The sequence below is a fragment of the Variovorax sp. PBS-H4 genome (assembly GCF_901827205.1).
Taxonomy (GTDB): Bacteria; Pseudomonadota; Gammaproteobacteria; order Burkholderiales; family Burkholderiaceae_C; genus Variovorax.
This window is the reverse complement of record NZ_LR594675.1, coordinates 2,065,115-2,087,119: the sequence shown is the minus strand read 5'-3', so window position 1 is coordinate 2,087,119 and position 22,005 is coordinate 2,065,115. Positions and strand designations below refer to the sequence as shown.

The 22,005-nt window shown below is 65.5% G+C and carries 22 protein-coding genes and 3 tRNA genes; 12 read left to right on the top strand and 13 right to left on the bottom strand.

What is annotated here, in order from left to right:
* Positions 1-49 precede the first annotated feature (49 nt).
* Positions 50-847, bottom strand: a complete 798-nt coding sequence (locus tag E5CHR_RS10045; protein ID WP_162579544.1) for an enoyl-CoA hydratase-related protein — start codon at positions 845-847, stop codon at positions 50-52.
* Positions 840-2,111 (bottom strand): CaiB/BaiF CoA transferase family protein, encoded by a 1,272-nt coding sequence (locus E5CHR_RS10040; RefSeq protein ID WP_162579543.1) that lies wholly within the window; start codon positions 2,109-2,111, stop codon positions 840-842. The genes E5CHR_RS10045 and E5CHR_RS10040 overlap by 8 nt, the downstream gene beginning before the upstream one ends.
* 144 nt (positions 2,112-2,255) lie before the next feature.
* Between E5CHR_RS10040 and gcvA the strand changes: the two genes are divergently transcribed.
* From gcvA to E5CHR_RS10025, 3 genes are all read left to right on the top strand, one after another.
* Positions 2,256-3,140, top strand: coding sequence for a transcriptional regulator GcvA (gene gcvA / locus E5CHR_RS10035; RefSeq protein WP_162583658.1), 885 nt, complete (start codon positions 2,256-2,258; stop codon positions 3,138-3,140).
* Positions 3,141-3,236: 96 nt separating this feature from the next.
* Positions 3,237-3,836 (top strand): TetR/AcrR family transcriptional regulator, encoded by a 600-nt coding sequence (locus tag E5CHR_RS10030; protein WP_162579542.1) that lies wholly within the window; start codon positions 3,237-3,239, stop codon positions 3,834-3,836.
* 110 nt (positions 3,837-3,946) lie between these two features.
* On the top strand, positions 3,947-4,537 hold the full coding sequence (locus E5CHR_RS10025) for a DUF308 domain-containing protein (protein ID WP_162579541.1): 591 nt from the start codon (positions 3,947-3,949) through the stop codon (positions 4,535-4,537).
* 64 nt (positions 4,538-4,601) lie between these two features.
* Here the strand turns inward: E5CHR_RS10025 and E5CHR_RS10020 are convergent, their stop codons facing one another.
* Positions 4,602-5,552, bottom strand: a complete 951-nt coding sequence (locus tag E5CHR_RS10020; RefSeq protein WP_162579540.1) for an AraC family transcriptional regulator — start codon at positions 5,550-5,552, stop codon at positions 4,602-4,604.
* A gap of 149 nt (positions 5,553-5,701) precedes the next feature.
* Between E5CHR_RS10020 and E5CHR_RS10015 the strand changes: the two genes are divergently transcribed.
* Positions 5,702-6,544 carry an oxidoreductase gene (locus E5CHR_RS10015; RefSeq protein ID WP_162579539.1) on the top strand — a complete coding sequence of 281 codons (843 nt, stop codon included), beginning with the start codon at positions 5,702-5,704 and terminating at the stop codon, positions 6,542-6,544.
* Positions 6,545-6,553: 9 nt separating this feature from the next.
* Here the strand turns inward: E5CHR_RS10015 and E5CHR_RS10010 are convergent, their stop codons facing one another.
* The gene (locus tag E5CHR_RS10010; RefSeq protein WP_162579538.1) at positions 6,554-7,531 is read right to left on the bottom strand and encodes a LysR substrate-binding domain-containing protein; all 978 of its coding nucleotides are present in this window, start codon (positions 7,529-7,531) and stop codon (positions 6,554-6,556) included.
* Positions 7,532-7,749: 218 nt separating this feature from the next.
* On the opposite strand from E5CHR_RS10010, the gene E5CHR_RS10005 reads away from it, so the two are divergent.
* From E5CHR_RS10005 to E5CHR_RS09985, 5 genes are read left to right on the top strand one after another with little or no spacing between them, the layout of a single operon-like run.
* Positions 7,750-8,844 (top strand): ABC transporter substrate-binding protein, encoded by a 1,095-nt coding sequence (locus E5CHR_RS10005; protein ID WP_162579537.1) that lies wholly within the window; start codon positions 7,750-7,752, stop codon positions 8,842-8,844.
* Positions 8,841-10,049, top strand: coding sequence for a thiolase family protein (locus E5CHR_RS10000; RefSeq protein WP_162579536.1), 1,209 nt, complete (start codon positions 8,841-8,843; stop codon positions 10,047-10,049). The genes E5CHR_RS10005 and E5CHR_RS10000 overlap by 4 nt, the downstream gene beginning before the upstream one ends.
* Positions 10,046-11,590 carry an AMP-binding protein gene (locus E5CHR_RS09995; protein ID WP_162579535.1) on the top strand — a complete coding sequence of 515 codons (1,545 nt, stop codon included), beginning with the start codon at positions 10,046-10,048 and terminating at the stop codon, positions 11,588-11,590. Before E5CHR_RS10000 ends, E5CHR_RS09995 begins: the two co-directional genes overlap by 4 nt.
* Before the next feature lie 12 nt (positions 11,591-11,602).
* Positions 11,603-11,920: an antibiotic biosynthesis monooxygenase family protein gene (locus E5CHR_RS09990; RefSeq protein WP_162579534.1), complete on the top strand. Its 318-nt coding sequence runs from the start codon at positions 11,603-11,605 to the stop codon at positions 11,918-11,920.
* Complete coding sequence (locus E5CHR_RS09985) at positions 11,917-13,074, top strand: ABC transporter substrate-binding protein (RefSeq protein ID WP_162579533.1); 1,158 nt, start codon at positions 11,917-11,919, stop codon at positions 13,072-13,074. The genes E5CHR_RS09990 and E5CHR_RS09985 overlap by 4 nt, the downstream gene beginning before the upstream one ends.
* Before the next feature lie 228 nt (positions 13,075-13,302).
* On the opposite strand, the gene E5CHR_RS09980 is transcribed toward E5CHR_RS09985, so the two are convergent.
* The 9 genes from E5CHR_RS09980 to folC form a co-directional block, all read right to left on the bottom strand.
* Positions 13,303-13,379, bottom strand: a tRNA-Asp gene (locus tag E5CHR_RS09980).
* Positions 13,380-13,449: 70 nt separating this feature from the next.
* Positions 13,450-13,525 (bottom strand) — tRNA-Glu (locus E5CHR_RS09975).
* Between the two features lie 52 nt (positions 13,526-13,577).
* Positions 13,578-13,653 (bottom strand) — tRNA-Ala (locus E5CHR_RS09970).
* A gap of 35 nt (positions 13,654-13,688) precedes the next feature.
* On the bottom strand, positions 13,689-15,077 hold the full coding sequence (gltX, locus tag E5CHR_RS09965) for a glutamate--tRNA ligase (RefSeq protein WP_162583657.1): 1,389 nt from the start codon (positions 15,075-15,077) through the stop codon (positions 13,689-13,691).
* Between the two features lie 2 nt (positions 15,078-15,079).
* The gene (locus E5CHR_RS09960; protein ID WP_162579532.1) at positions 15,080-16,294 is read right to left on the bottom strand and encodes an O-succinylhomoserine sulfhydrylase; all 1,215 of its coding nucleotides are present in this window, start codon (positions 16,292-16,294) and stop codon (positions 15,080-15,082) included.
* Positions 16,295-16,305: 11 nt separating this feature from the next.
* Entirely contained in the window at positions 16,306-17,817 is a 1,512-nt protein-coding gene (gene purF / locus E5CHR_RS09955) for an amidophosphoribosyltransferase (protein WP_162579531.1), read from the bottom strand.
* An 18-nt stretch (positions 17,818-17,835) separates the two neighbouring features.
* Positions 17,836-18,321: a CvpA family protein gene (locus E5CHR_RS09950; RefSeq protein ID WP_162579530.1), complete on the bottom strand. Its 486-nt coding sequence runs from the start codon at positions 18,319-18,321 to the stop codon at positions 17,836-17,838.
* A gap of 6 nt (positions 18,322-18,327) precedes the next feature.
* Positions 18,328-19,197: an SPOR domain-containing protein gene (locus E5CHR_RS09945; RefSeq protein WP_162579529.1), complete on the bottom strand. Its 870-nt coding sequence runs from the start codon at positions 19,195-19,197 to the stop codon at positions 18,328-18,330.
* 60 nt (positions 19,198-19,257) lie between these two features.
* Positions 19,258-20,553, bottom strand: coding sequence for a bifunctional tetrahydrofolate synthase/dihydrofolate synthase (gene folC / locus E5CHR_RS09940; protein WP_443083068.1), 1,296 nt, complete (start codon positions 20,551-20,553; stop codon positions 19,258-19,260).
* Positions 20,554-20,599: 46 nt separating this feature from the next.
* Between folC and E5CHR_RS09935 the strand changes: the two genes are divergently transcribed.
* From E5CHR_RS09935 to ppnP, 3 genes are all read left to right on the top strand, one after another.
* A complete protein-coding gene (locus E5CHR_RS09935; RefSeq protein ID WP_162579528.1) occupies positions 20,600-20,953 on the top strand; it encodes an ArsC family reductase in 354 nt (117 codons plus the stop codon).
* Positions 20,954-21,030: 77 nt separating this feature from the next.
* Positions 21,031-21,594, top strand: a complete 564-nt coding sequence (locus tag E5CHR_RS09930; protein WP_162579527.1) for a hypothetical protein — start codon at positions 21,031-21,033, stop codon at positions 21,592-21,594.
* A gap of 81 nt (positions 21,595-21,675) precedes the next feature.
* On the top strand, positions 21,676-21,999 hold the full coding sequence (gene ppnP, locus E5CHR_RS09925) for a pyrimidine/purine nucleoside phosphorylase (RefSeq protein ID WP_162579526.1): 324 nt from the start codon (positions 21,676-21,678) through the stop codon (positions 21,997-21,999).
* The last annotated feature ends 6 nt before the right edge of the window (positions 22,000-22,005 follow it).

Sequence of the window (22,005 nt, the reverse complement as noted above, 5' to 3'; positions counted from 1 at the left end):
TCGTCTCCTCGTCAGGTTCGGTGCGGATGTGCGGGCTTGCGGTGTTGGTTCACCGGGCACTCGCGAGGAATGCATTCACGGCGGCCTTGTGCTCTTCCCCGCACAGCAGGATGGCCTGCATCGATGCGGCCATCTCCAGCGCGGCCGGCAGTTCGCTTCGCGCGGATTCGCGCACGAGCCGCTTGGCCATGCGCAACGCGATGGGCGGCGTTGATCCGATCCTTGAGGCCAGGGCTGCGACCTCATCCGCCAGGCTCTCCTGGGGCACCACGCGCGAGACGATGCCGTGCGCGAGCGCCTCCTCGGCGTCGATGAATTCACTGGTCAGGGTCATCTCCATCGCCTTGGCCGGACCGACCAGCCGCGTGAGGAACCAGGCGCCGCCGATGCCCGATACCAGGCCCAGGCGCAAGAAGCTCTCGGCGAACCGGGCCTGCTCGCCCGCGATCCGGATGTCGCACATCAGCGCGAGGTCGCATCCGGCACCGATCGCCATTCCGTTGACCTCCGCAATGGTCGGGATCTCGAGGGTCGCCAAGGCGCGCGTCACGCGATGCAGCGTCGCCTGCAGCCGTTCTCGCACGTCGGCCACGGAACCCGCCATCAGGTCGCTGCCTGCACGCATGTCCTTGACATTGCCGCCAGTGCAGAAATGCTTGCCTGAGCTCCGTATCACCATGCACTGCACCGACTTGTCGACGGCCGTTCTTTCGAGCACCTCGGCGAGTTGCTCCGTCATGGCGACCGTCATCGCGTTGCCCTCTGCGGGCGCATCGAGCACGACGTTGAGGACGGGACCTGCCCTGTCGGTGCGTACGAGCGCGGGAGTGGATGTCGTGTCAGTCATGGTGGATTGCCGGCGCGGAGCCTGAAGGTTGAGGTGACGAAGATGACGGGCGCAGGTCATCGCAGGCGGCTGCCTGGCTGACGGCCCCGCGAGAAATGAGTGCAGCGATCTCGTCGGCCGCGAGGCCGTATTCGCCCAGGATGCGGGCGGAGTGCTCGCCGATCCTCGGCGGCGGCAGGTGGGGCGCACGGCTGGTCTGAGGATCGCCCAGCGCAAATCCGGGCATGCGCACGATGCCCGCCACGGGATGGACGACGCTGGTCTCGACGCCGCTTTGGCGGTATTGCAACGAGCGCGTGACTTCGCCATAGCTCGCGATCGGCGCGCAGAGGATGTCGACCGCCTCCAGTTGCTCCATCCAGCCGAGGGTGGGCTGCGTCTTGAACGATTCCGACAGCAACTCGTTGAGGACCGTGCGGTTGTGCACGCGTTGCGCATTCGTTGCGAATCGCGGGTCTTCGAAGAGATCGGACCGCCGCAGCAGTTCGCAAAGGCGACGCCAGCGTTCAGGCTGGTAAGCCGCGACCATGATCCATCCGTCCGATGTCGGGAACGCCTCGTTCGGCGACGCGTAGGGCGCTGCGCTGCCCGTCTTCTGCGGTTCATCTCCGCTCGCGAGGAAAGAGGCGAGCCCGACCTGCTGGAGCATCAGCGTGGCGTTGTAGAGGCTGATGTCGATGTGCTGCCCCTGCCCCGTGCGCTCGGCCTTGCGCAGCGCAGCCACGATGCCGACCGTCGCGAGATATCCCGTCGCCATATCGGCGATCGGCACCGGCACCTTCGATGGTGGCGAGCCTGACGTGCCCAGGGTGCTCATCAGTCCGGTCGCGGCCTGGATGACGCCATCGACGCCCGGCATGTGGCGCTGTGCGCCCGATTGCCCGTAGGCAGATATAGAGCAGTAGACGACGCCCGGGTTCCGCTTGGCCACTGCCGCGTAGTCCAGTCCCAGACGCTCCATGACGCCAGGCCGGAAGCTCTCGACGATCACATGCGCGCCTGCCGCCATCTTCATCACGGCGGCGCGCGCGGCCGGATCGCGCAGATCCACAGCCAGGCCGCGCTTGTTCCGGTTCACGCTCAGGAAGACGACGCTTTCTCCGTGGAGCCAGGGCGGCCCGATGGCGCGTCCCAGTTCACCATCGGGTGACTCCACCTTCGCCACGTCAGCGCCCATGTCGGCAAGCATCATCCCGCACACGGGGCCTGCCACCACATGGGAGAAGTCGATGACGCGAATACCCTGAAGCGTGTCTCTTAGCATGGTCTTTGGGTCCTGAGCCACGCGGCCGGCTTGGCCTTGGCTACTGAATTTCCAGGAGCTTAGAAGTCGCAGCCAAGGGCGGCAAACGACATTTCCTTGCTCGTATTTGACTTTTTGTTAATGCGCTGGAATGCTCAGGCGACCATGGATCCGCTACCGCCGTTGAACCCGCTGAAATGCTTCGAAGCCACGGGGCGGTTGTTGAGCGTCTCGAATGCGGCAAAGGAACTGTTCGTCACCCCGGCCGCGGTCAGCCGCCAGATCAAGACACTCGAGCAGTTTCTCGGCCTCAAGCTTTTCAGGCGCATTCCGGGCGGGCTCGAACTCACGGTCGCGGGAGCGCGCTATTTGTCCGACGTCACCCCCTTGTTCAGCGCGCTGCGCGAGGCGACGAATGCCGTGATGGGGGGCGGCTTTCGCCGCCATTCGCTCAAGTTGAGGTCGCCTGCCACATTCGCAGTCAAGTGGTTGATCCCACGCCTGGCCTCGTTTCATCGCGAGCATCCTGACATCGACGTACAGCTGTCGACGTCTCCCGCCCCTTTGCGCTTCGATCGCGAAGATATCGAGGCGGGCGTCCAGCTTGGCGATGGGCAATGGCCGAGGACGAAGGTCCAGCGGCTCGTGGCGAATGAACTCGTGCCTGTGACGGCAGCGCGCAATGCGGCGGGATCCAGGCCACTGCGCGAACCTGAAGACCTCAGGCGTGAGACGCTGCTGCACTCGATGGCTCGCCCGGATGACTGGCAGTTCTGGCTGCAAGCATGCGGCGCATCGCGGGTCAATGGGTATCGAGGCATGAAGTACGAGACTTCGCTCCTGGCCTACCAGGCTGCCGCCGAAGGTCATGGCGTAGCGATCGCGCAGAAAGCCCTTGTCGAGCGCGAGCTCGCAGCCGGTGTGCTGGTGGCGCCGTTCGACTTTGTTCTTGACCGGAGGGCGCACACCTACTACTTCGTCTGGCCCGACGACCGTGCCGAGTCGAAGGCGCTGACGGCATTCAAGCGGTGGCTCTCGGAAGTCGTCTGAATCGCGGCGACGACGATCTATCGAAGGTCCGGCTCTGCAACGGCGATACACAGGGGGTTGGGTTGACATCAATCAACTAGTTGGTAGACTAGTAGCATGGAATCCCCCGAGCTCTCTCCCAAGGCGGCCGAAATTGCGGCGTGCGCCCGATTGCTGCTGGCGACGAAGGGATACAACGGCTTCAGCTACGCGGACATTTCGGAGGCAGTGCACATCAGCAAGGCCAGCGTCCATTTCCACTTTCCCAGCAAGGCCGAGCTCGTGCAAACGGTGCTGCGCCGATATCGGGCGCAAGGCCGTGAGGCCTTGGCCGCGCTGGAAAAGCAGATTGCAGATCCGCTCGCCCGGCTTCACGCATACACCGAGTACTGGGAGGCGTGCATCCGGGACGGAACGGCACCGTTTTGCATCTGCGCGATGCTCGGTTCGGAGTTGCCCGCGATCCCCTCAGTCGTTGCAGACGAAGTTCGAGGACATTTTTCGGACCTGGCCACCTGGCTTGCTTCCATCCTGGAACAAGGCGCCGCGAAGGGCATCTTCTGCCTGCGCACCCATCCGTCGGCAGAGGCCTTGGGCCTGATGGCAACCGTGCACGGCGGCATGCTGGCCGCCCGTGTCTACGGCGACCCGGACGCGTTTGCCACCGTCGTTCAGCAGGGGGTCAAGCAGTTGCTGGCCCCGGCTCGCCGGCGTTGAGGCATGCGTGCCTTCACGTCGGCGTTCAACATGTCCCGCTTATCTATCAACTAGTAGATTACCAGCAGCGCCCGCGCTGCACCCATCGTCACGCTTGAACTGGAGAAACCATGACCCCGCCGAACATCACTCAACCTGGCGCGTCGCAGAGCAACGAGTGGCTCAAGCCCTACTATTTTTCACGCGCTGCGTTCTCGATTGTCTGGGTGCTCGCCGCGCACACGCTCGGCAAGGAGATGCCGACGCTCGCCGCATTGCTGCTTCTCGTCTATCCCGCCTGGGACGCCATTGCCAATCTGGTCGACGCCAAGCGCAACGGGGGACTGCAGCAGAACCAGACTCAAGCGCTCAATGCCGGTGCGAGCGGGGTTGCGACCATCGCCGTCGCGATCGCGCTCGGAATCAGCATGCATGCGGTACTCGGCGTGTTCGGTGTGTGGGCCATTCTGGCGGGGCTCTTTCAGCTTGCCACCGGCGTGCGCCGCTGGAAAACCAATGGAGCGCAGTGGGCCATGGTCCTCAGCGGTGCGCAATCGGCGCTTGCAGGCGCCTTCTTCATCAAGCAAGCCACCGGCGCGCTTGCGCCCAGCATTGCCGCCATCGCCCCCTATGCAGCCTTCGGCGCGTTCTACTTCCTGGTCTCGGCGGTCTGGCTGACCATCAAGGATGCCCGCTCCCGCTCGGCACGGGTTGCCAGCTGACATACACCCGAGTCCGGCCGCATCGCATGTCGACGGTGGATTCAGGGAAGGAACGGGTTTGCGCTCAATGCGCCGCGACGTACAGCCCGTGAGGTGACGGGTCGGGCCTTGCGAAAGCATGCTTCATCCGGGACGCCTCCTCGGATGGCCCGCGGCCGAACATGCGCTTGAACTCGCGGCTGAACTGGGAGGGGCTTTCGTAGCCGACCTGTGCGCTTGCCACCGCGGCCGTCACGCCGCTCCTCACCATGATGAGCCGCGCCTGGTGAAGACGCGTTGTCTTCAGGTACTGGATCGGCGAGGTCGATGTCACCGCCTTGAAGTGCGCATGGAACGAAGTGGGGCTCATGCCCGCCTCGTCCGCCAGGTGGCCGATGTCGAGCTTCTGGTCGAAGCAGGCATGTATCGTGCGAATCGCTTTCGCGATCTTGCCGAAATGCCCTCGACGGGTCAGTGCGGCACGCATGGAACTTCCTTGCTCGCCCGTGAGGACGCGAAAGTAGATTTCGCGCACGACGTCCGGCCCGAGGATCACGGATTCGAGCGGAGAGTTCATGACCTTCAGGAAGCGCAGCACGGCATGCGCGAGGCCCTCGTCCATGGGCGTGGACATCAGGCCTCTCGGGATCGCATCCCCGACGGGCCCGCATTCATCGAGCTTCATCATCAACTCGGCAGCAACCTTGAAGTCGAGCCGCAAGTAGATGGCGAGCAGCGGTTCTTCCGCCGAGGCATCCGTTTCCATCGAGAAAGGCACGGGGACCGACACGGCCAGGTAGTGCTGCGCGTCGTACAGGTAGACCTCGTCACCCAGGAAGCCGCGCTTTCGGCCCTGGAGCACGATGACAATTCCCGGGTCGTAGAGCACCGGGGCCCGGCTCAGCGGACGATCGGATCTCAGGATCCGGACATCGCGGAGCGCGGTCAGGTTATAGCCTTCGACAGGGGCCAGAGGCGTCGCCAGATCGACCATCTGCCTCTGCAAGCTTGGAGTGGATTGCGCTGTGTCTTGCATCTGCGTTGTTCATTTCGAGCTTCAAATCTGCCACACGAAGTAGCCAGGCTCTATGGCTTCGTAGCATTGGGCAAGCTATTCGCACGTCTCGCCATGGCGCATTCCGAGGCCGGTTTCTACGATCAGGCTCCACCCTCAAGGAGCCAACAATGACTCAGCCTCGATCGAAAACGTTCCTCATCACCGGCGTCAGTTCAGGATTCGGAAAGGCATTCGCAGCAACCGCCTTGGCAGCGGGGCACACGGTGCTCGGGACCGTCAGGTCCGAAAGCAGCAAGGTCGCGTTCGAGAGCACCGTGCCCCGCCGGGCGCATGCTGCAGTGCTGGATGTGACGGATTTCGATGCCATCGACAGGACGGTCCCCGAACTGCTCGGCCGGCACGGGCACATCGACGTCCTGGTCAACAACGCCGGATACGGGCATGAGGGAACGCTCGAGGAGTCCGGTCTCGCGGAGATGCAACGCCAGTTCGACGTGAACGTCTTCGGCGCCGTCGCGATGATGAAGGCTGTGCTGCCTTCGATGCGCACCCGCCGCTCGGGGCACATCATCAACATCACGTCGATGGGAGGGTTCATCACGATGCCCGGCATCGCGTACTACTGCGGAAGCAAGTTCGCGCTCGAAGGCATCTCCGAGGCGCTCGGAAAGGAAGTGGCAGGCTTCGGGATCAAGGTGACGGCAGTGGCGCCCGGCTCCTTCCGCACCGACTGGGCCGGCCGTTCGATGGTGCGCTCGGACCGCACAGTCCACGACTACGATGCGCTCTTCGACCCCATTCGGCAGGCCAGGCAGGCCAAGAGCGGCCAACAGGCGGGCGACCCGGCCAAGGCGGCGCAGGCCATTTTGGCGATCGTCGCAGCCCCTGAACCGCCAGCACACCTGCTTCTCGGCACGGATGCGCTGGAACTCGTCAGGGCCAAGCTCTCGGCACTCTCCAGCGAGATCGACGCTTGGGAGACGCTGACGAGATCGACGGATCATGAGTAGCCGTGCGCACTACGCCGTCGAGCGCTTCGCACACACCTCTCGCACAGCGTCGAGAAACATCGACGTGGCCGGGTGCACCGAAGCCGCATGGTTCGTGATGATCGCGACCGGATGCAGCGACGCCGAAAGCGGCAGCTCCAAGGTCCTGAGCAAGCCGATCTCCAGGAAGCGGCGCGCAACGCCGCTGGCGATCGCGGAAAGCAACTGTGACTGGCGAAGGATCTCGACCAGCGTGAGGATGGAGGACGTCTCCACGGCCACGCGCGGAGGGGCCGCCCCGCGCCTGGCCAGGCCGCCGGCGACCAGGGAGTAGAGCTGGCCCGATCGGGCAGGAAGGATCCACTCGTAGCGATCGATATCGGCGTGGGTCCAGTCGGGGGAGTCCAGCAAGGGGTGGTCGACAGCGCAAACGACGACGGTGGGCTCCTCGAACAAGGTTTCGTGAGACAGGCGCCGGGCTCCGGCCAGGGGGGTTGCACGGCCGATCACGCAGTCGAGCCGACCCTTCTCGAGCTGAGGAAGCAGCGTTGTCTCGAGGCCCTCCTGCAGTTCCACCTGGATGCCAGGGCGCGACCTGCTGAGAAGCGCGACCGCTTCCGGAACCAGCACCGATGCCGCGACCGGGAACACACCAACCCGCACGCGGCCTTCCCATCCATCGCGCAGCGCGCTGATCTCCGAGCGTGCAGCGTCCATGTCGGCCATGGCCTTGCGAGCCCAGTGAAGCAACACCGCTCCCTGGGGCGTGATCTCGATGCCGTGTGCCGTGCGTTCGAAGAGGCGTGCCTCGAAGATCGATTCGATCTCGTGCAGCAGCTTGCTCGCGGCCGGTTGCGACAGGAACAGGGCCTGCGATGCCTGCCGGATGTTCTTTCGTTCTGCGAGTATCTCGATGGCGACGAGATGCCGCATGCGCAAGCGGCCGAAGAGCGACCCGGCCGAGGGAAACGCGTCGTCCTTGTCGTTCGAGTCGGATGCGAAGGGCATCACGAAATTATCCGGGATGGCCCCGGCAGGCGAGGCGCACTTCCGGCCAGGGTTATACGCGTATCACTTTTTCGGATCCTGGCGCTGCACGCCAGGGCCCTCGCCTATGCTGCGCCGAACGCTTCGGCCCACTTCGTTGCAGAGGACACCTTGTGAACGCACCACGACTCCTGAGAAAGCTTCCGCTTCTGTGTTCGATCGCCTGCCTCGCTGGCTGGATGAGCACGGCGGCCCAGGCCGAGATCCACGTCGGCGTGGTGCTCAGCATCACGGGCGCGGCGTCGTCGCAAGGCGGCCCCGAGCGGGACATGATCACCCTCCTGCCGGACAAGCTGGCCGGGGAGCCCGTCCGCTACACCATCCTCGACGATGCGACCGATCCTTCGTTGGCGGTGAAGAACGCGCGCAAGCTGGTCCTGTCCGATCGCGTCGATGTCCTGGTGGGCTCCTCGAATACGCCCAGTTCGCTCGTGCTGGCAGACGTCGCATTGGAAAGCCGCACGCCGCATGTTTCGCTCGCCCCGATGGACGTCCCGGCCAACCAGCATCCGTGGGTCTTCGTCGTGCCGCAGTCAGCCGACCTGATGATTGGCGGCGTGCTGGAGCACATGCAGAAGAAGAACATCAAGACCGTGGGCTACATCGGCTACTCGCAGCCCTGGGGAGACCAGGTCTACCGCAGCCTGACCTCGTTGAGCGGCAAGTACGGCATCAAGGTGCTCAACGACGAGCGCTTCGCGCGCAACGACTCGTCCGTCGTTCCGCAAGTGCTCAAGACCCTCGCACTGAAGCCCGATGCCGTGCTTGTCGGTGCGACGGGCACACCGGCCGCCTTGCCGCACCTGACGCTGGTGGAGCGTGGCTACAAGGGCCCGATCTACCACACGCACGGCGTCGTCAACGACGATTTCCTGCGCGTAGGTGGGTCTCGCATCGACGGGGCGCTGGCGCCCATCGGCCCGGTGGTGGTCTACAAGGACCTCCCTGAGGGCGATCCGGTCAAGGCGGCCTCCGTGAAGTTTGCCGCCTTGTACGGCAAGCTCGAGCGGCCCGGGCCGGTGAACGCGTTCGCCACATGGGCGTACGACGGCTACCTGCTGCTCGACAAGGCTGCCGCGGCCGCACTGGCCAAGGCCAAGCCGGGCACGGCGGAGTTCCGGCAAGCGCTGCGCGATGCACTCGAGACGCAGACCTCGGGCCTGGTCGGCACCAACGGTATTTACCGCATCACCGCCTCCGACCACAACGGGCTCGACACGCGAGCCCGCGTGATGGTGCGGGCCCAGGGCGGTGCCTGGCGGGCCGAGCCATGAGCGGCGCCTTCATTCCCTATGGCGCGTACTGGTCGTCTCCGTTTGCGCGCTGGCAGGGCAGCCTGTCGCACCTGCACAGCCTGGAGTTCTGCGCGTGGCTCACGCGCAGGACGCTGGAGGCCAAGGGCATCGGCCCCACCCTGATCGACTTTGGCGTGCTCGGTACCACGGTGCCACAGCGCGGCGCCTTCTATGGGCTGCCCTGGGTTGCGGCACTGGCCGGCATGCCGACATTGGCGGGCCCGACCATCGCCCAGGCCTGCGCCACCTCCGTGCGCTGCGTGGCGACGGCCGCGCACGAGGTTGCTACCGGCGCCTCCGCCTGTGGATTGGTGCTGGCGGCGGACCGCGTGTCGAATGGACCGCAGATCTACTATCCCGATCCGCGCGGCGTCGGCGGCACCGGGGCGCACGAGAGCTGGGTCACGGATTCCTTCGAACGAGATCCCTGGACTTCGCACTCGATGCTGCACACCGCCGAAGGGGTGGCCGCCCGGTTCGGCATCTCGCTCGCGGAGCAGCACGACCTGGTGCTGCACCGCTACGAGCAATACGCCGCCGCGCTGGCGGACGATCGGGCCTTCCACCGCCGCTTCATGCAACTCCCGTTCGAAGTGCCCGATGCCCGCTTCAAGAAGTCGGTGGCGACCCTCGCCGGCGACGAAGGCATCCACGCCACCACGCGGGAAGGGCTCGCCAGGCTGAAGCCCGTGCTGCCCGACGGCACCGTGAGCTACGGCGCCCAGACCCACCCGGCGGACGGCAGCGCGGGCATGCTGGTCGCCGCTCGCGACCGGGCGCGACAGCTCAGCAGCCGGCCGGATGTGCAGATCGAAATCCTCGCCACGGGCCAGGCGCGCGCCGAAGCCATGCAGATGCCGTACGCACCGGTCCCTGCCGCGAGGGAGGCCATGCAGCGCGCCGATCTGCGCTTCGCCGATCTGCATGCCGTGACGACGCACAACCCCTTCGCCGTCAACGACATCGTCCTCGCCCGGGAGACCGGCCTCTCCCTGCTCGATATGAACGCCTTCGGGTGCTCGTTGGTCTGGGGACACCCGCAGGCACCGACCGGCTTGCGCGCCATCATCGAGCTGATCGAGACGCTCGAAATGCGCGGTGGAGGCCTCGGGCTGTTCACGGGCTGCGCGGCTGGAGACACAGCCATGGCGCTCGTGCTGCGAGTGAGTGATGCTGCCTCATGACCGATACCGCACATCTTGTCGAGCGCTATCGGGACACGGTGGTCGAACTGCTGCTGCAGGCGGCCGTGCGGGCACCGGACCATCCTGCGCTGGTCTGCGACGGCCAGACCATGAGCTACGGCGACTATTGCAGCGAAGTCATCGCCCTTGCCAATCGCCTGCGAGAGGATGCCGGCCCGAGCCGCGTGGCAGTCATTCTGCGAAACGGCTTCGGCGCCTGCATCGCCCATTTCGGCGTGCTGGCGGCGGGAGCCCAGATGCTGCCGATGAACCCGGAATACACCGCGCGCGAACTGCATTTCCAGTTGCAGGACGCCGGTTGTGACGCGGTCATCGCAGAGTGGGCACTGCAAAATCTCGTAGCACCACTGGCCGATTCAATGGGATTGCCGGTGATCTGGATGAATGAAGGTCGCGGGCAGGCAAGCGGTGGTCGCCCCGACACGGATACTTTGCCGCAGGAGGTCACTCCCTCGTCCCTCGCCCTTCTTCAATACACGGGCGGTACTTCGGGGCGGCCGAAAGGCGTCAATCTCACGCATGCCGCGCTGCGCACCAACGTCGAACAGAGGGAAGCCATGCTCCCCACGCACCCCGCTGGCGAACGCATTCTGTGCGCGATGCCGCTCTTCCATTCGTACGGAATGGCGATGGGGCTGTATCTCGCCGCCCGTTGCGCCGGCACTCTCGTGATCCTGCCTGCATTCCGCCGCGATGACGTCTTCGACGCCATTGAACGGCACCGCATCACCCTCTTTCCGGGAAGCCCCTCGATCTACGTGTCTCTCATGGCGCACCCCCGATTCGAAAGCACGGACTGGCAGTCCTTGCGCATGTGCTATTCGGGCGCATCGGCACTGCCGGTCGCCGTGCTGCGCCGCTGGGAAGAAACGGTCAGGGTCCCGATCTATGAGGGCTACGGCATGACCGAGGCAGGGCCGGTGCTGAGCTTCAACGGACCGGGCCATGCGGTCAAGGCCGGCTCCGTCGGGCTCCCGTTGCCTGGCACGAGAATCGAGATCGTCGACGCTGAAACGGGGCGGCAATCGCTCGCCCTCCACGAATGCGGCGAGATCCGAGCGCAAGGCCCTCAGCTGATGCAGGGCTACCGCAATCTGCCCGACGAGACATCGGAGACCCTGCGCGAGGGATGGCTGTACACCGGCGACCTCGGCGAGATCGACGGGGACGGGCACCTGTTCGTCCGCGGGCGCAAGAAAGACCTGATCATCGTCGGCGGCTACAACGTCTACCCTCGCGAAATCGAGGAAGTCCTGCAGGAACATCCCGCCGTTCTCGAGGCGGCCGTCGTCGGCAAGCCCGACAGCTATCGGGGCGAAATCTTGCTCGCCTTCGTGGTCCCCCGCCCGGGCATGGATGACGCGACCCACGAGAGCGCCCTGGAGCGACATTGCACAGAGCGGCTCGCACGCTACAAGCAGCCGGCTCGTTATTTTCGGCTGCCAGCTCTGCCGAAGACGCCCATCAACAAAGTCGACCGGAAGGCCTTGAGCGCCCTGGCGGCTGAGCAGTTTGCCTAATCGGACACCCCCATGCTGATCTGCATCATTGAATTCAAGGTTCTCCCGGGAATGGAGCAGCGCAACCGCGAGATGGTTGCAGAGCTGCTCGTGGCGGCGGCGAAGATCGACGGCTTCGTTTCCAAGGAAAGTTTTCTCAGCCGCGACAACGAAGGCAAGCTGATCTCACTTTCGTATTGGCGCGACGCAGAGGCGCTGCGCGCATGGATGCGAGATGCCGAGCATCGCCGATCAATCCCCATCGGCAAGAACGAACTGTTCCAGAGCTACACGATCCAGATTGCGGAACTGGTGCGCGAAAAGGTCTGGACACGTCAGGAGAACGAATGATCGCCAGCAGACCGAGGTTGCGCTGGGCGAGCCTGCTCGCTGCGGCGCTTGCTCTCACTTCCACCTACGCTGCCGACCTGAAAGTCGGTGTGAGCAGCTCGCTCTCTGGCCCGCTTTCTGCGCTGGGCATCCCCTACGAGAAGGGCGTTCGTGCGGCGTATGCACTCCACCCCGAGATCGGCGGACGCAAGGTTCAGTTGATCGTGCTCGATGATGCGTCCGACCCGACGACGGCAGCCCGCAACGCGCGCAAGCTGATCAGCGAGGACAAGGTCGATGTCCTCATCGGCACTTCGGGCGTTCCCGGATCGCTGGCCATGGCGTCGGTGGCACGGGAGATGCAGGCTCCCTTGATTTCGCCGACTCCGTTCAATCTGCCGGCCGCCGACAGCAGCTGGACAGTGACCGTTTCCCAGGCCTTCCCCGTGATGGTCAACGCCGTGGTCGAACGCATGAAGAAATCCGGGGTGAAGACGGTGGGCTTCATCGGCTATGCGGACGCCCTGGGCGACCTCGCCTACGACTCCCTTGTAAAAAGCGCCGACGCCGCCGGGATCAAGGTGGTGAGCAACGAACGCTACGGCCGCACCGATGCATCGGTCGCCGGCCAAGTCCTGAAGATCCTGGCCGCCCGGCCGGACGCCGTATTTGCAGGCAACTCAGGCTCCCCAGGCGCCCTGCCCTACCTGGCCTTGAAGGACAGGGGATACAGGGGCTCCATCTATGGCACCCACGGACTGATCAACGTCGACTTCGTCCGTGTCGCGTCCGCTGCAGCGGACGGATTAATGGTGCCGAGCGGCCCGGTCATGGTGGCGGATGAACTGCCGGCGGGCAACGCAGCGCGTGAACCGGCCCTGGCATTCCGAAGCGTTTATCGGCGCCTGCACGGCACACTGCCCGAGGACGCTTTCTCGGCCTACACCTTCGACGCATGGCTTCTGTTCGCCGATGCCGCGGCGCGGGTGGACCGCAAGATGGAGCCGGGCACGCCACAGTTCCGCGCTGCGCTGCGCGATGCGATCGTCAGCACGAAGTCCCTTGCCGGTGCGAACGGCACCTACAACTTCAGGCCCGGCCAGCCGTATGGCCTCGAACAGCCTTCGGTCGTGGTCATCCGGCTGGAAAAAGGCGCATGGAGGCTGGTGCCTTAACCCGAGGACTCGCGCGCTGCCTGCGCCGAGGCTTGCACTACCGGCCCGCCCGAGTCCGCACGCTCAGTCGAAGCTTGTGGGGTCGGCGAGAAGGCCATCAACATCTGGCCATGTGCGTCGGTGATCGTTACGCTGAGAACGCAGCGGCTTCTAGTGTCGAACCGGATCTCAAAAACCAAAATGGGTTAGCAGCCGGAGCTACTAACCCATTGATGTCCAACGACAATCTGGCGGAGTGGACGGGACTCGAACCCGCGACCCCCGGCGTGACAGGCCGGTATTCTAACCAACTGAACTACCACTCCTGGTAGGCTGCGTTCGCTCCGGATAGAGCCAAGTGCTGCCGACTTGTGCCTTTTCCACTTGCGTGAAAACTGGCGACCCTACGGGGATTCGAACCCCGGTAGCCACCGTGAAAGGGTGGTGTCCTAGGCCTCTAGACGATAGGGTCGTAAACCTAAGAACCGCGTTGCGATCAACGCTTGGTTGTCTCGACTTCCAGATGGTGGAGGTAAGCGGGATCGAACCGCTGACCTCTTGCATGCCATGCAAGCGCTCTCCCAGCTGAGCTATACCCCCTGTGGGCGTCGAGCCTCAAATTATAGCGTCGAAATTTACGCGGCCTGTAATCGCTTCAAAATTTCTTCACGAGAGAAGAGCGAGAGCACGGCATCGAGCGAGGGCGTCTGCGCAGTGCCCATGACGAGCACACGCACCGGCATGGCGAGCGCGGGCATCTTCAGGCCCTGCGCAGCGAGCACTTCCTTGATCGCGGCGGCAATAGATGCCTTGTCCCACTGTGCGGTGGCGAGCTTATCGGCCAGCGCGGCAATCGAGGGGCGGACAGCATCGGTCAGATGCTGCGCACGATCGGCCTCGCTGGGCTGCACGTCCGCATAAAAAGCGGATGCCCAGTTGGCCAACGCCACCGTCGTGTCGCAGCGGTCCTTGAACAGTGCGCAGATTGCGGCAAGCCTGTTGTCGGACTCGATGCCGCGCTTTTGCAATTGCGCGGCAACGAGCAGGGCAAGCTCCGCGTCAGGCTTGGCCTTGATGTACTGCGCATTGACCCATGCGAGCTTGGCTGCATCCCATTGCGCCGGGCTCTTCGAAAGGTGCGTGCCGTCGAACCAGGCCACCATCTGCTCGCGCGTGAACAGTTCCTCGTCGCCATGGCTCCAGCCCAGCCGTGAGAGGTAGTTGAGCATTGCCTCGGGCAGGTAGCCGCCCTCCTCGTAGGCCGTCACGCTGACGGCACCGCGGCGCTTCGAGAGTTTTTGCCCGTCCTCGCCGAGGATCACGGGCACATGGCCGAACTGCGGCAAGGGCGCACCGAGCGCGCGGAAGATATTGATCTGCCAGGGCGTATTGTTGATGTGCTCGTCGCCGCGGAACACGTGCGAAATGTGCATGTCCCAGTCATCCACCACCACCGCAAAGTTGTAGGTCGGCACACCGTCGGCGCGCACGATGATGAGGTCGTCGATCTCTCGGTTGTTGATGGTGATCGGCCCCTTGACGAGGTCGTCCCAGCGCACATCGCCGTCCGGTGGATTGCAGAAGCGGATCACCGGCGCAACGCCCTCTGGAATGGTGGGCAATGCCTTGCCCGGCGCGGGGCGCCAGCGGCCGTCGTACAGCGCCTTCTCGCCGCGCGCGCGCTGCGCCTCCTTCATTGCGTCGAGCTCGGCGGGCGTGCAGTAGCAGCGGTAAGCGGTCCCCGCCGCAAGCATTTGGTCGACGACCTGACGGTAGCGGTCGAGGCGCTGCATCTGGTAGACCGGACCCTCGTCGTAGTCCAACCCCAGCCAGTGCATGGAGGCCAGGATTTGCTCGACCGACTCCTGCGTCGAGCGGGCGACGTCGGTGTCCTCGATGCGCAGCACGAACTGGCCGCCGTGGTGGCGCGCATAGGCCCACGAGTAGAGTGCAGTGCGCGCAGTGCCGAGATGGAGGAAGCCCGTGGGAGACGGCGCGATGCGGGTGCGAACGGTCATGGAGATATTCAAGTGCGTAGCGTGTCGAAGCCGCGCGACAGGTCGGCCCGGATATCGTCGATATGGTCGAGCCCGACCGCCACGCGGACCAGACCCTGGCCGATGCCGGCGGCCTGGCGCTGTTCTTCGCTGAGACGTCCATGCGAGGTCGTGGCAGGATGGGTGATCGTCGTCTTGGTGTCACCGAGGTTGGCGGTGATCGAGAGCACGCGCGTGCTGTCGATCACATGGAAGGCATTGGCGCGTGCCGCCTCGGGCGTGTCGCCCCGCACATCGAACGAGACCACCGCCCCGCCCTGCCCCGACTGCTGGCGCATTGCCAGCTCATGCTGCGGATGCGAAGCAAGGCCGGGGTAATACACGCGCCTCACCGCAGGCTGCGTCTCCAGCCATTGCGCCAGCGCAAGTCCTCCGGCGCAATGTGCCTGCATGCGGATTCCCAGCGTCTCGAGCCCCTTGAGCACGACCCAGGCATTGAAGGGCGACAGCGCCATGCCGGCGGTGCGCACCACGGTTGCGAACACGTCGATGAGTTTCTGCGAGCCGCAGATGGCGCCGGCCAGCACCCGGCCCTGGCCCTCGAGGTACTTGGTACCCGAGTGGATGATGAGGTCGGCGCCGAACTCGATGGGCCGCTGCAGGGCCGGCGAGCAGAAGCAGTTGTCGACGGCCAGCAGCGCGCCCGAGCCGTGCGCCAGGTCGGCCAGCGCGCGGATGTCGCACACATCGGTCAGTGGATTGGTCGGCGTCTCGGCAAACAGCAGCTTCGTGTTCGGCTTGATTGCGGCCTTCCATTCAGCCACGTCGGTCTGGGAGACGAAGGTGGTCTCCACCCCGAATTTGCCGAAGTCGCGCCCGATCAGGTTGAGCGTGGAACCGAACACCGAGCGCGAGCACACCACATGGTCGCCGGCCTTGAGCAGGCCCATGCACATCATGAGGATCGCGCCCATGCCGCTGGCGGCGCCGATCGCCGCCTCGGTGCCTTCGAGCGCGGCAAGCCGCCGCTCGAAGCTGGCGACCGTCGGGTTCGAGGTGCGGGTGTAGGTGAAGCCTTCCTCGGTGCCTGCGAAGCGGCGGGCGGAAGTTTCGGCGTCAGGTTGCACGAAGCTGCTGGTGAGGAACAGCGCCTCGGAGTTTTCTCCGTACTGGCTTCGCTCGAGGGCGGCACGCACGGCGAGCGTGTCGCGGTGCAGCCCGGGGGGGAGGGGTCGGTCGGTCACGATGTTCTGCTTCAGCTCAGGTTGGGGAGCGCGAGGCGCGACGAGTCCTCGTCGGTCTCTTCGACGCGGGGACGGTTGCCGTTCATGCGGCTGATGGCTTCGGTGTCGATGTCGCCCGTCACGTAGACGCCATCGAAGCACGAAGCATCGAAGCCATCGAGCTTCGGACCGTTGCCGGGCGCTGCCTTGAGCACGGCGCGTTTCATCGCCTCGACGTCCTGGTAGATCAGTGCATCGCAGCCGATCAGCTCGCGGATTTCCTCGACTGTGCGGTCATGGGCCACCAGTTCGTCCTTGGTCGGCATGTCGATGCCGTAGACGTTCGGGTAGCGCACCGGCGGTGCCGCGCTCGCGAGGTAGACCTTGCGCGCGCCGGCTTCGCGCGCCATTTGCACGATCTCCCGGCTGGTGGTGCCGCGCACGATCGAATCGTCCACGAGCAGCACGTTGCGGCCCTTGAATTCGCTGCCGATGACATTGAGCTTCTGCCGCACCGACTTCTTGCGCACGCCCTGGCCCGGCATGATGAAGGTGCGGCCCACATAGCGGTTCTTCACGAAGCCCTCGCGGTACGGAATGCCCAGCAGATGGGCAAGCTGCGTCGCGCTCGGGCGGCTCGATTCGGGGATGGGAATGATCACGTCGATCTCGTTCGGCGGCACGGTGGAGATCACGCGCTGGGCCAGCGTCTCGCCAAGATTGAGCCGTGCCTGGTAGACAGAAATGCCGTCCAGCACCGAGTCGGGACGCGCGAGATAGACGAACTCGAACATGCAAGGGTTGAGGCTGGGGGACTCGGCGCATTGCTGCGTATGCAGCTGGCCCTGGAGGTCGATGAACACCGCCTCGCCCGGCGCCACGTAGCGCTCGAACACATGGCCGGAGCCCTCCAGCGCCACCGTCTCGCTCGCCACCATGTAGGTGCCGTCGGCGCTGCGCCCGATGGCCAGCGGTCGGATGCCATAGGGGTCGCGAAAGGCGAGAAGCCCATGCCCGGCGATCAGCGACACCACGGCGTAGGAGCCGCGCACCCGCCGGTGCACGTTGCGCACCGCGGCGAACAGGGTTTCGGAATTGAGCATGCCTCCGCGCGTCGAGCGATCGAGCTCGTGCGCCAGGACGTTGAGCAGCACCTCGGAGTCGCTGTCTGTGTTGGTGTGGCGGTGGTCGGTGGAAAACAACTCGGCACGCAGCGCGTGTGCATTGGTGAGATTGCCGTTGTGCACCAGCACGATGCCGAAAGGCGCGTTCACGTAGAAGGGCTGGGCCTCTTCTTCGCTGAATGCGTTGCCCGCGGTGGGGTAGCGCACCTGTCCCAGCCCTACGCTGCCCGGCAGCGCCCGCATGTTGCGCGTGCGGAAGACGTCTCGCACCATGCCCTTGGCCTTGTGCATGAAGAACTTGCGCTCCAGCAGCGTGACGATGCCGGCTGCGTCCTGGCCGCGGTGCTGCAGCAGCAGGAGTGCGTCATATAGCAGCTGGTTGACGGGTGCGTTGCTGACAACGCCGACGATTCCACACATGAAGCGATCCTTCTCTGCTCAGGGCAGGTAGCTTGCCAATTTTTCAGGCAGCGCGGGTTTCAGGCCCTGCAATGCCGCATCCAGAACAATGGCGCTTCGTGATTCCTGCCACCAGGCCGCGTCGCTCAGCGCGAGCAAATGAACCACGACCGCGGCAGCCAGCAGCGCGACGGCGCCGCGTGCCAGGCCGAAGACACCGCCCAACAGGCGATCCACCGGCCGAAGTCCCACCGCAGTGATCAGCTTGCGCAACAGGGAGCCGACCAGCCCGACGCCGAAAACCACCCCCACGAACACCAGCGCGAAACCCGCCGCATAGCGCCAGGTGCCCGCCGGATCACCGAAGGGCAGCCAGGCACCGACGTCGGCCGCGAACCACTGCGCGCAGAAGAAGGCGGCCACCCAGGCGGCCAGCAGGATCACCTCGTACACCAATCCGCGCACCAACCCGAAAAGCATCGACACCACCAGCAACGCGATGGCCATCCAGTCAAGGGCAACCACGTCCGCTTACAAGCTGAGGACGGCAGCCGACAAAGACAAGCCCTTGATCTTGCCGGCCGCCTTGTCCGCCTCGGCGCGCGTACCGAAGGGGCCCACGCGCACACGCGTGCGCTCGCCGCCGGCCGTCTTCGCGACATTGGTGTAGGTCTTGAGCCCCGCCTTTTCCAGCTTCTGCCGTACCTCGCGCGCCTTGTCGGCATCGGCGAAGGCGCCGACCTGGACCACGAAGCGGCCGTCGTCCTCCGCTGCGGCGGTGGGCTTGGCGGCAGCGACGGCGGTGGATTTGCCTTCGAGCAGGGCACGTGCCCGGGCCGAATCATCGACATTCTTGGCGGCGGGCTTGGCCTCTGGCTTTGCTTCCGCCCTCGCTTCGGGCTTGGACTCCGGCTTGGGCCGGGGCTCCGCCTTCGGCTCCGGTTTGGCTTCAGGCTTGGGTTCGGGTTTGGCTTCCGCCATCCGCGCCGGTTTGGTCTCGACTGGCGGCGCGGAGGGTGCGGGCTTGGATACCGGGACTTCCGTGCCATCCGCCATCTCGGTGATCATCTCGCCGCCCGCCGACCTGGCAGCCAATGGCGGGCTCGCGGGCGGTGCGGCGTTTGACGTCGAGGGCGCTGGCGCTGCCGGCAGCGGCAGCGGCTTGGTCTTGTTGCGATCAGGAATCTCGATCGGGATGTCGACCGATACCGGCCGCGGCTGGGTGTCGAACAGGAGCGGGAAGCCGACGACGCCGACCAGCACCAGCACCGCCGCGCCGACGAGCCGGTGGCGCGCACGCCGGCGCATGGCCTCGATGCTTTCCGCCGGCGGCGCCGAGACACCGGTGTTTCGCCCTTCGTTGGCCTGCGGACCGCGGGTGCGGAACTTGAAGAACGCCATGAAATTCGATTCCCTGATGGTGTGCAGCGTGAGTAGAAAAGGCGCCGGAAATCAGGCCAATCAGGCGTCCGGCGACAGGTGCCGTGCCCGCAGACGAGGTGTTCCGTGCTCGAGCACACCACCCACAGTGAAGAACGATCCGAAGACCACGATTCTATCAGCGGGGTCCGCGCGATCGATGGCCGCTTGCAAGGCCTCCATCGGAGCGGCATGCGCGCTGGCGGAGGCATCAGCGCGGGTGTTCTGCGCCCGCCATTGCGCCAGCAGATCGGCGGCCTTGGCGGCCCGCGCGGTCGGCAGGTCGGTAAAGTACCAACGGTCGATCAGCGGGCCGATGCGCGCGAACATCGGTGCAAGGTCCTTGTCGGCCATCACGCCGAACACGCCGTGGGTGGTCGGGTAGAAGCCCATGGCATCGAGGTTCTCGGCCAGCGCTGCCACTGCATGCGGGTTGTGCGCCACGTCGAGCACCAGGGCGGGCTCGCCCGGCACGATCTGGAAGCGCCCGGGAAGCTCGACCGACGCCAGTCCGGTGCGCACCGCCTGCGCGGTGACCGGCAGCCGCTGCCGCAGCGACTCCAACGCGGCCAGCACGCCGGCCGCATTGACGAGTTGGTTGGCCCCGCGCAGCGCCGGGTAGGCCAACCCGCTGTAACGCCGCCCACGCCCGCTCCAGCCCCACTGCTGCTTGTCGCCGGCGACATTGAAGTCGCGCCCCACGCGCCACAGGTCGGCGCCAAGGGCTTCGGCATGCCCGATGACGCTCTGCGGCGGGACCGGGTCGCTGACGATCGCGGGCCGGCCGGCGCGCATGATGCCGGCCTTCTCGAAGCCGATGCTTTCGCGGTCGGGGCCCAGGAACTCCATGTGGTCGAGATCGATGCTGGTGATGATGGCGCAATCCGCATCGATGACGTTGACGGCGTCCAGACGTCCGCCCAAGCCGACCTCCAGGATGGCGACATCGGGCCTGCTGGCCGCGGCGCACAGCAGGATCGCGAGCGTGGTGAACTCGAAGTAGGTCAGCGCCATCTCACCCCGCGCCCGTTCCACGGCTTCGAACTGCACTGCCAGCACCTCGGTAGCCACAGCTTCGCCCGAGAGCCGCAAACGCTCCTCGAAATGCACCAGGTGCGGCGACGTGAACACCGCGGTGCGGTATCCCGCATGCAGGAGGATCGACTCCAGCATTGCGCAGGTCGAGCCCTTGCCGTTGGTGCCGGCGACCGTGATGACGGGGCAGTCGAAGGCGAGGCCGAGCTTGCCGGTCATCGCGCGGACGCGCTCGAGCCCGAGCTCGATGTTCTTGGGGTGCAGGCGCTCGGCGTGGGCGAGCCAGTCGGCAAGGGTTTTCATGGAGCCCGGAATTGTCGCCCACTCGCCGCACGGGCATCATCGAGGGATGACCACGCTCTATGGCATCACCCACTGCGACACCGTCAAGCGCGCCCGCGCCTGGCTTGACGACCACGGCATCGCCTACCGGTTTCACGATTTCAAGAAAGAGGGCGTGCCCGAGGCCGAACTCGACCAATGGCTGCGCGCGCCGGGCTGGGAGGCCCTGGTCAATCGGCGTGGCACCACCTGGCGCAGGCTCGACGAGTCGACGCGCGCCTCGGTGGTCGACGCCGCCTCCGCCCGCGCCGCCTTGCTGGCCAACCCCAGCCTCATCAAACGTCCGGTCGTCAACTGGGGCCCGCCAGCCGGCGTTACCACGGGATTCGACGCCGCCGAATGGAAAAGCCATGCCGTGTAAACGGTTGAACCCGCGCCGCAGGATCGCGTCGAAGCGGGTATCGAGGGGCCTGGGTGCCCCACCCTCAGGAGTTTGACATGCGCACGAAAAAAGCCATCCGCAACACCATCGCTCTCTCGCTCCTGGCCGCCTTGGCGGGCACCGCGAGCCTTGCCCAGGCGGAGCAGGTCTGGGCCCGGGTGATCTCGGCCACGCCCTCGCACGAAACGACGGGCAACACCCGCTACAACGTGACCTACGAATACGGGGGCCGGCACTACACCACGGTCACCGATACCCGCCCTGGAGCCAGCATCCCGATCGAAGTCGGCGACTACGGCGTCGCAACGCCCTCCCCGGTGGCACCGCAGCCGCCCATCGCCCAGCGTCCCATCGACGGCGACGACCGCGGCCAGTCCGACTGGAGCCAGGTAACGCCCGAGCCGGGCGTGGTCGTCTCGGGCAATGGGGCTCCGGCCTATGGCCAGCCTGCGCCGCTCTATGCGCCGGCCCCCGTCTACTACCCGGCACCGGTCTATGTCGCACCCACGTACTACCCGGCACCGTACGTCTACCCGCCCGTGGGTATTTCGCTCAACCTTGGCTACTCGCGTGGATGGGGCGGCGGCTGGCACGGCGGCTATCACGGTCGCTGGCGCTGAGCGCCTGCCGGGGAGGCCTGGCCGCAAAGCCTAAAATCGCGGGCTTTCCTCCTACCTTGCAGCGCCAGGCCCTCCTTCCAGATGACAACCTCCGAATTCCTTCGCGACGCCACAGTAGCAACCAAGGCCAACGTCTATTTCGACGGCAAATGCGTGAGCCACGGCCTCACGCTGGCCGATGGCAGCAAGAAGTCGGTGGGCGTGATCCTGCCCTCCACCCTGACCTTCAGCACCGGCGCCCCCGAGACGATGGAGGGCACGGCGGGCCGCTGCGAGTACCTCCTCTCCGGCAGCAGCGAATGGGTGGCCTCGGGCGCCGGCGAGAAGTTCAGCGTGCCCGGCAATTCCAGCTTCCAGATCCGCGTGAGCGGCGAGCCGTACAGCTACATCTGCCATTTCGGCTGAACCGGA

Coding starts and splice junctions, on each gene's coding strand:
- ppnP (WP_162579526.1), top strand. CDS start 21,676: ATGACAACCTCCGAATTCCTTCGCGACGCCACAGTAGCAACCAAGGCC.
- E5CHR_RS10005 (WP_162579537.1), top strand. CDS start 7,750: ATGAGCACGGCGGCCCAGGCCGAGATCCACGTCGGCGTGGTGCTCAGC.
- purF (WP_162579531.1), bottom strand. CDS start 17,817: ATGTGTGGAATCGTCGGCGTTGTCAGCAACGCACCCGTCAACCAGCTG.
- E5CHR_RS09945 (WP_162579529.1), bottom strand. CDS start 19,197: ATGGCGTTCTTCAAGTTCCGCACCCGCGGTCCGCAGGCCAACGAAGGG.
- E5CHR_RS09985 (WP_162579533.1), top strand. CDS start 11,917: ATGATCGCCAGCAGACCGAGGTTGCGCTGGGCGAGCCTGCTCGCTGCG.
- E5CHR_RS10030 (WP_162579542.1), top strand. CDS start 3,237: ATGGAATCCCCCGAGCTCTCTCCCAAGGCGGCCGAAATTGCGGCGTGC.
- E5CHR_RS10015 (WP_162579539.1), top strand. CDS start 5,702: ATGACTCAGCCTCGATCGAAAACGTTCCTCATCACCGGCGTCAGTTCA.
- E5CHR_RS09990 (WP_162579534.1), top strand. CDS start 11,603: ATGCTGATCTGCATCATTGAATTCAAGGTTCTCCCGGGAATGGAGCAG.
- E5CHR_RS10020 (WP_162579540.1), bottom strand. CDS start 5,552: ATGCAAGACACAGCGCAATCCACTCCAAGCTTGCAGAGGCAGATGGTC.
- E5CHR_RS10000 (WP_162579536.1), top strand. CDS start 8,841: ATGAGCGGCGCCTTCATTCCCTATGGCGCGTACTGGTCGTCTCCGTTT.
- E5CHR_RS10010 (WP_162579538.1), bottom strand. CDS start 7,531: ATGCCCTTCGCATCCGACTCGAACGACAAGGACGACGCGTTTCCCTCG.
- E5CHR_RS10045 (WP_162579544.1), bottom strand. CDS start 847: ATGACTGACACGACATCCACTCCCGCGCTCGTACGCACCGACAGGGCA.
- gcvA (WP_162583658.1), top strand. CDS start 2,256: ATGGATCCGCTACCGCCGTTGAACCCGCTGAAATGCTTCGAAGCCACG.
- E5CHR_RS10025 (WP_162579541.1), top strand. CDS start 3,947: ATGACCCCGCCGAACATCACTCAACCTGGCGCGTCGCAGAGCAACGAG.
- E5CHR_RS09935 (WP_162579528.1), top strand. CDS start 20,600: ATGACCACGCTCTATGGCATCACCCACTGCGACACCGTCAAGCGCGCC.
- E5CHR_RS09930 (WP_162579527.1), top strand. CDS start 21,031: ATGCGCACGAAAAAAGCCATCCGCAACACCATCGCTCTCTCGCTCCTG.
- folC (WP_443083068.1), bottom strand. CDS start 20,553: ATGAAAACCCTTGCCGACTGGCTCGCCCACGCCGAGCGCCTGCACCCC.
- E5CHR_RS09995 (WP_162579535.1), top strand. CDS start 10,046: ATGACCGATACCGCACATCTTGTCGAGCGCTATCGGGACACGGTGGTC.
- E5CHR_RS10040 (WP_162579543.1), bottom strand. CDS start 2,111: ATGCTAAGAGACACGCTTCAGGGTATTCGCGTCATCGACTTCTCCCAT.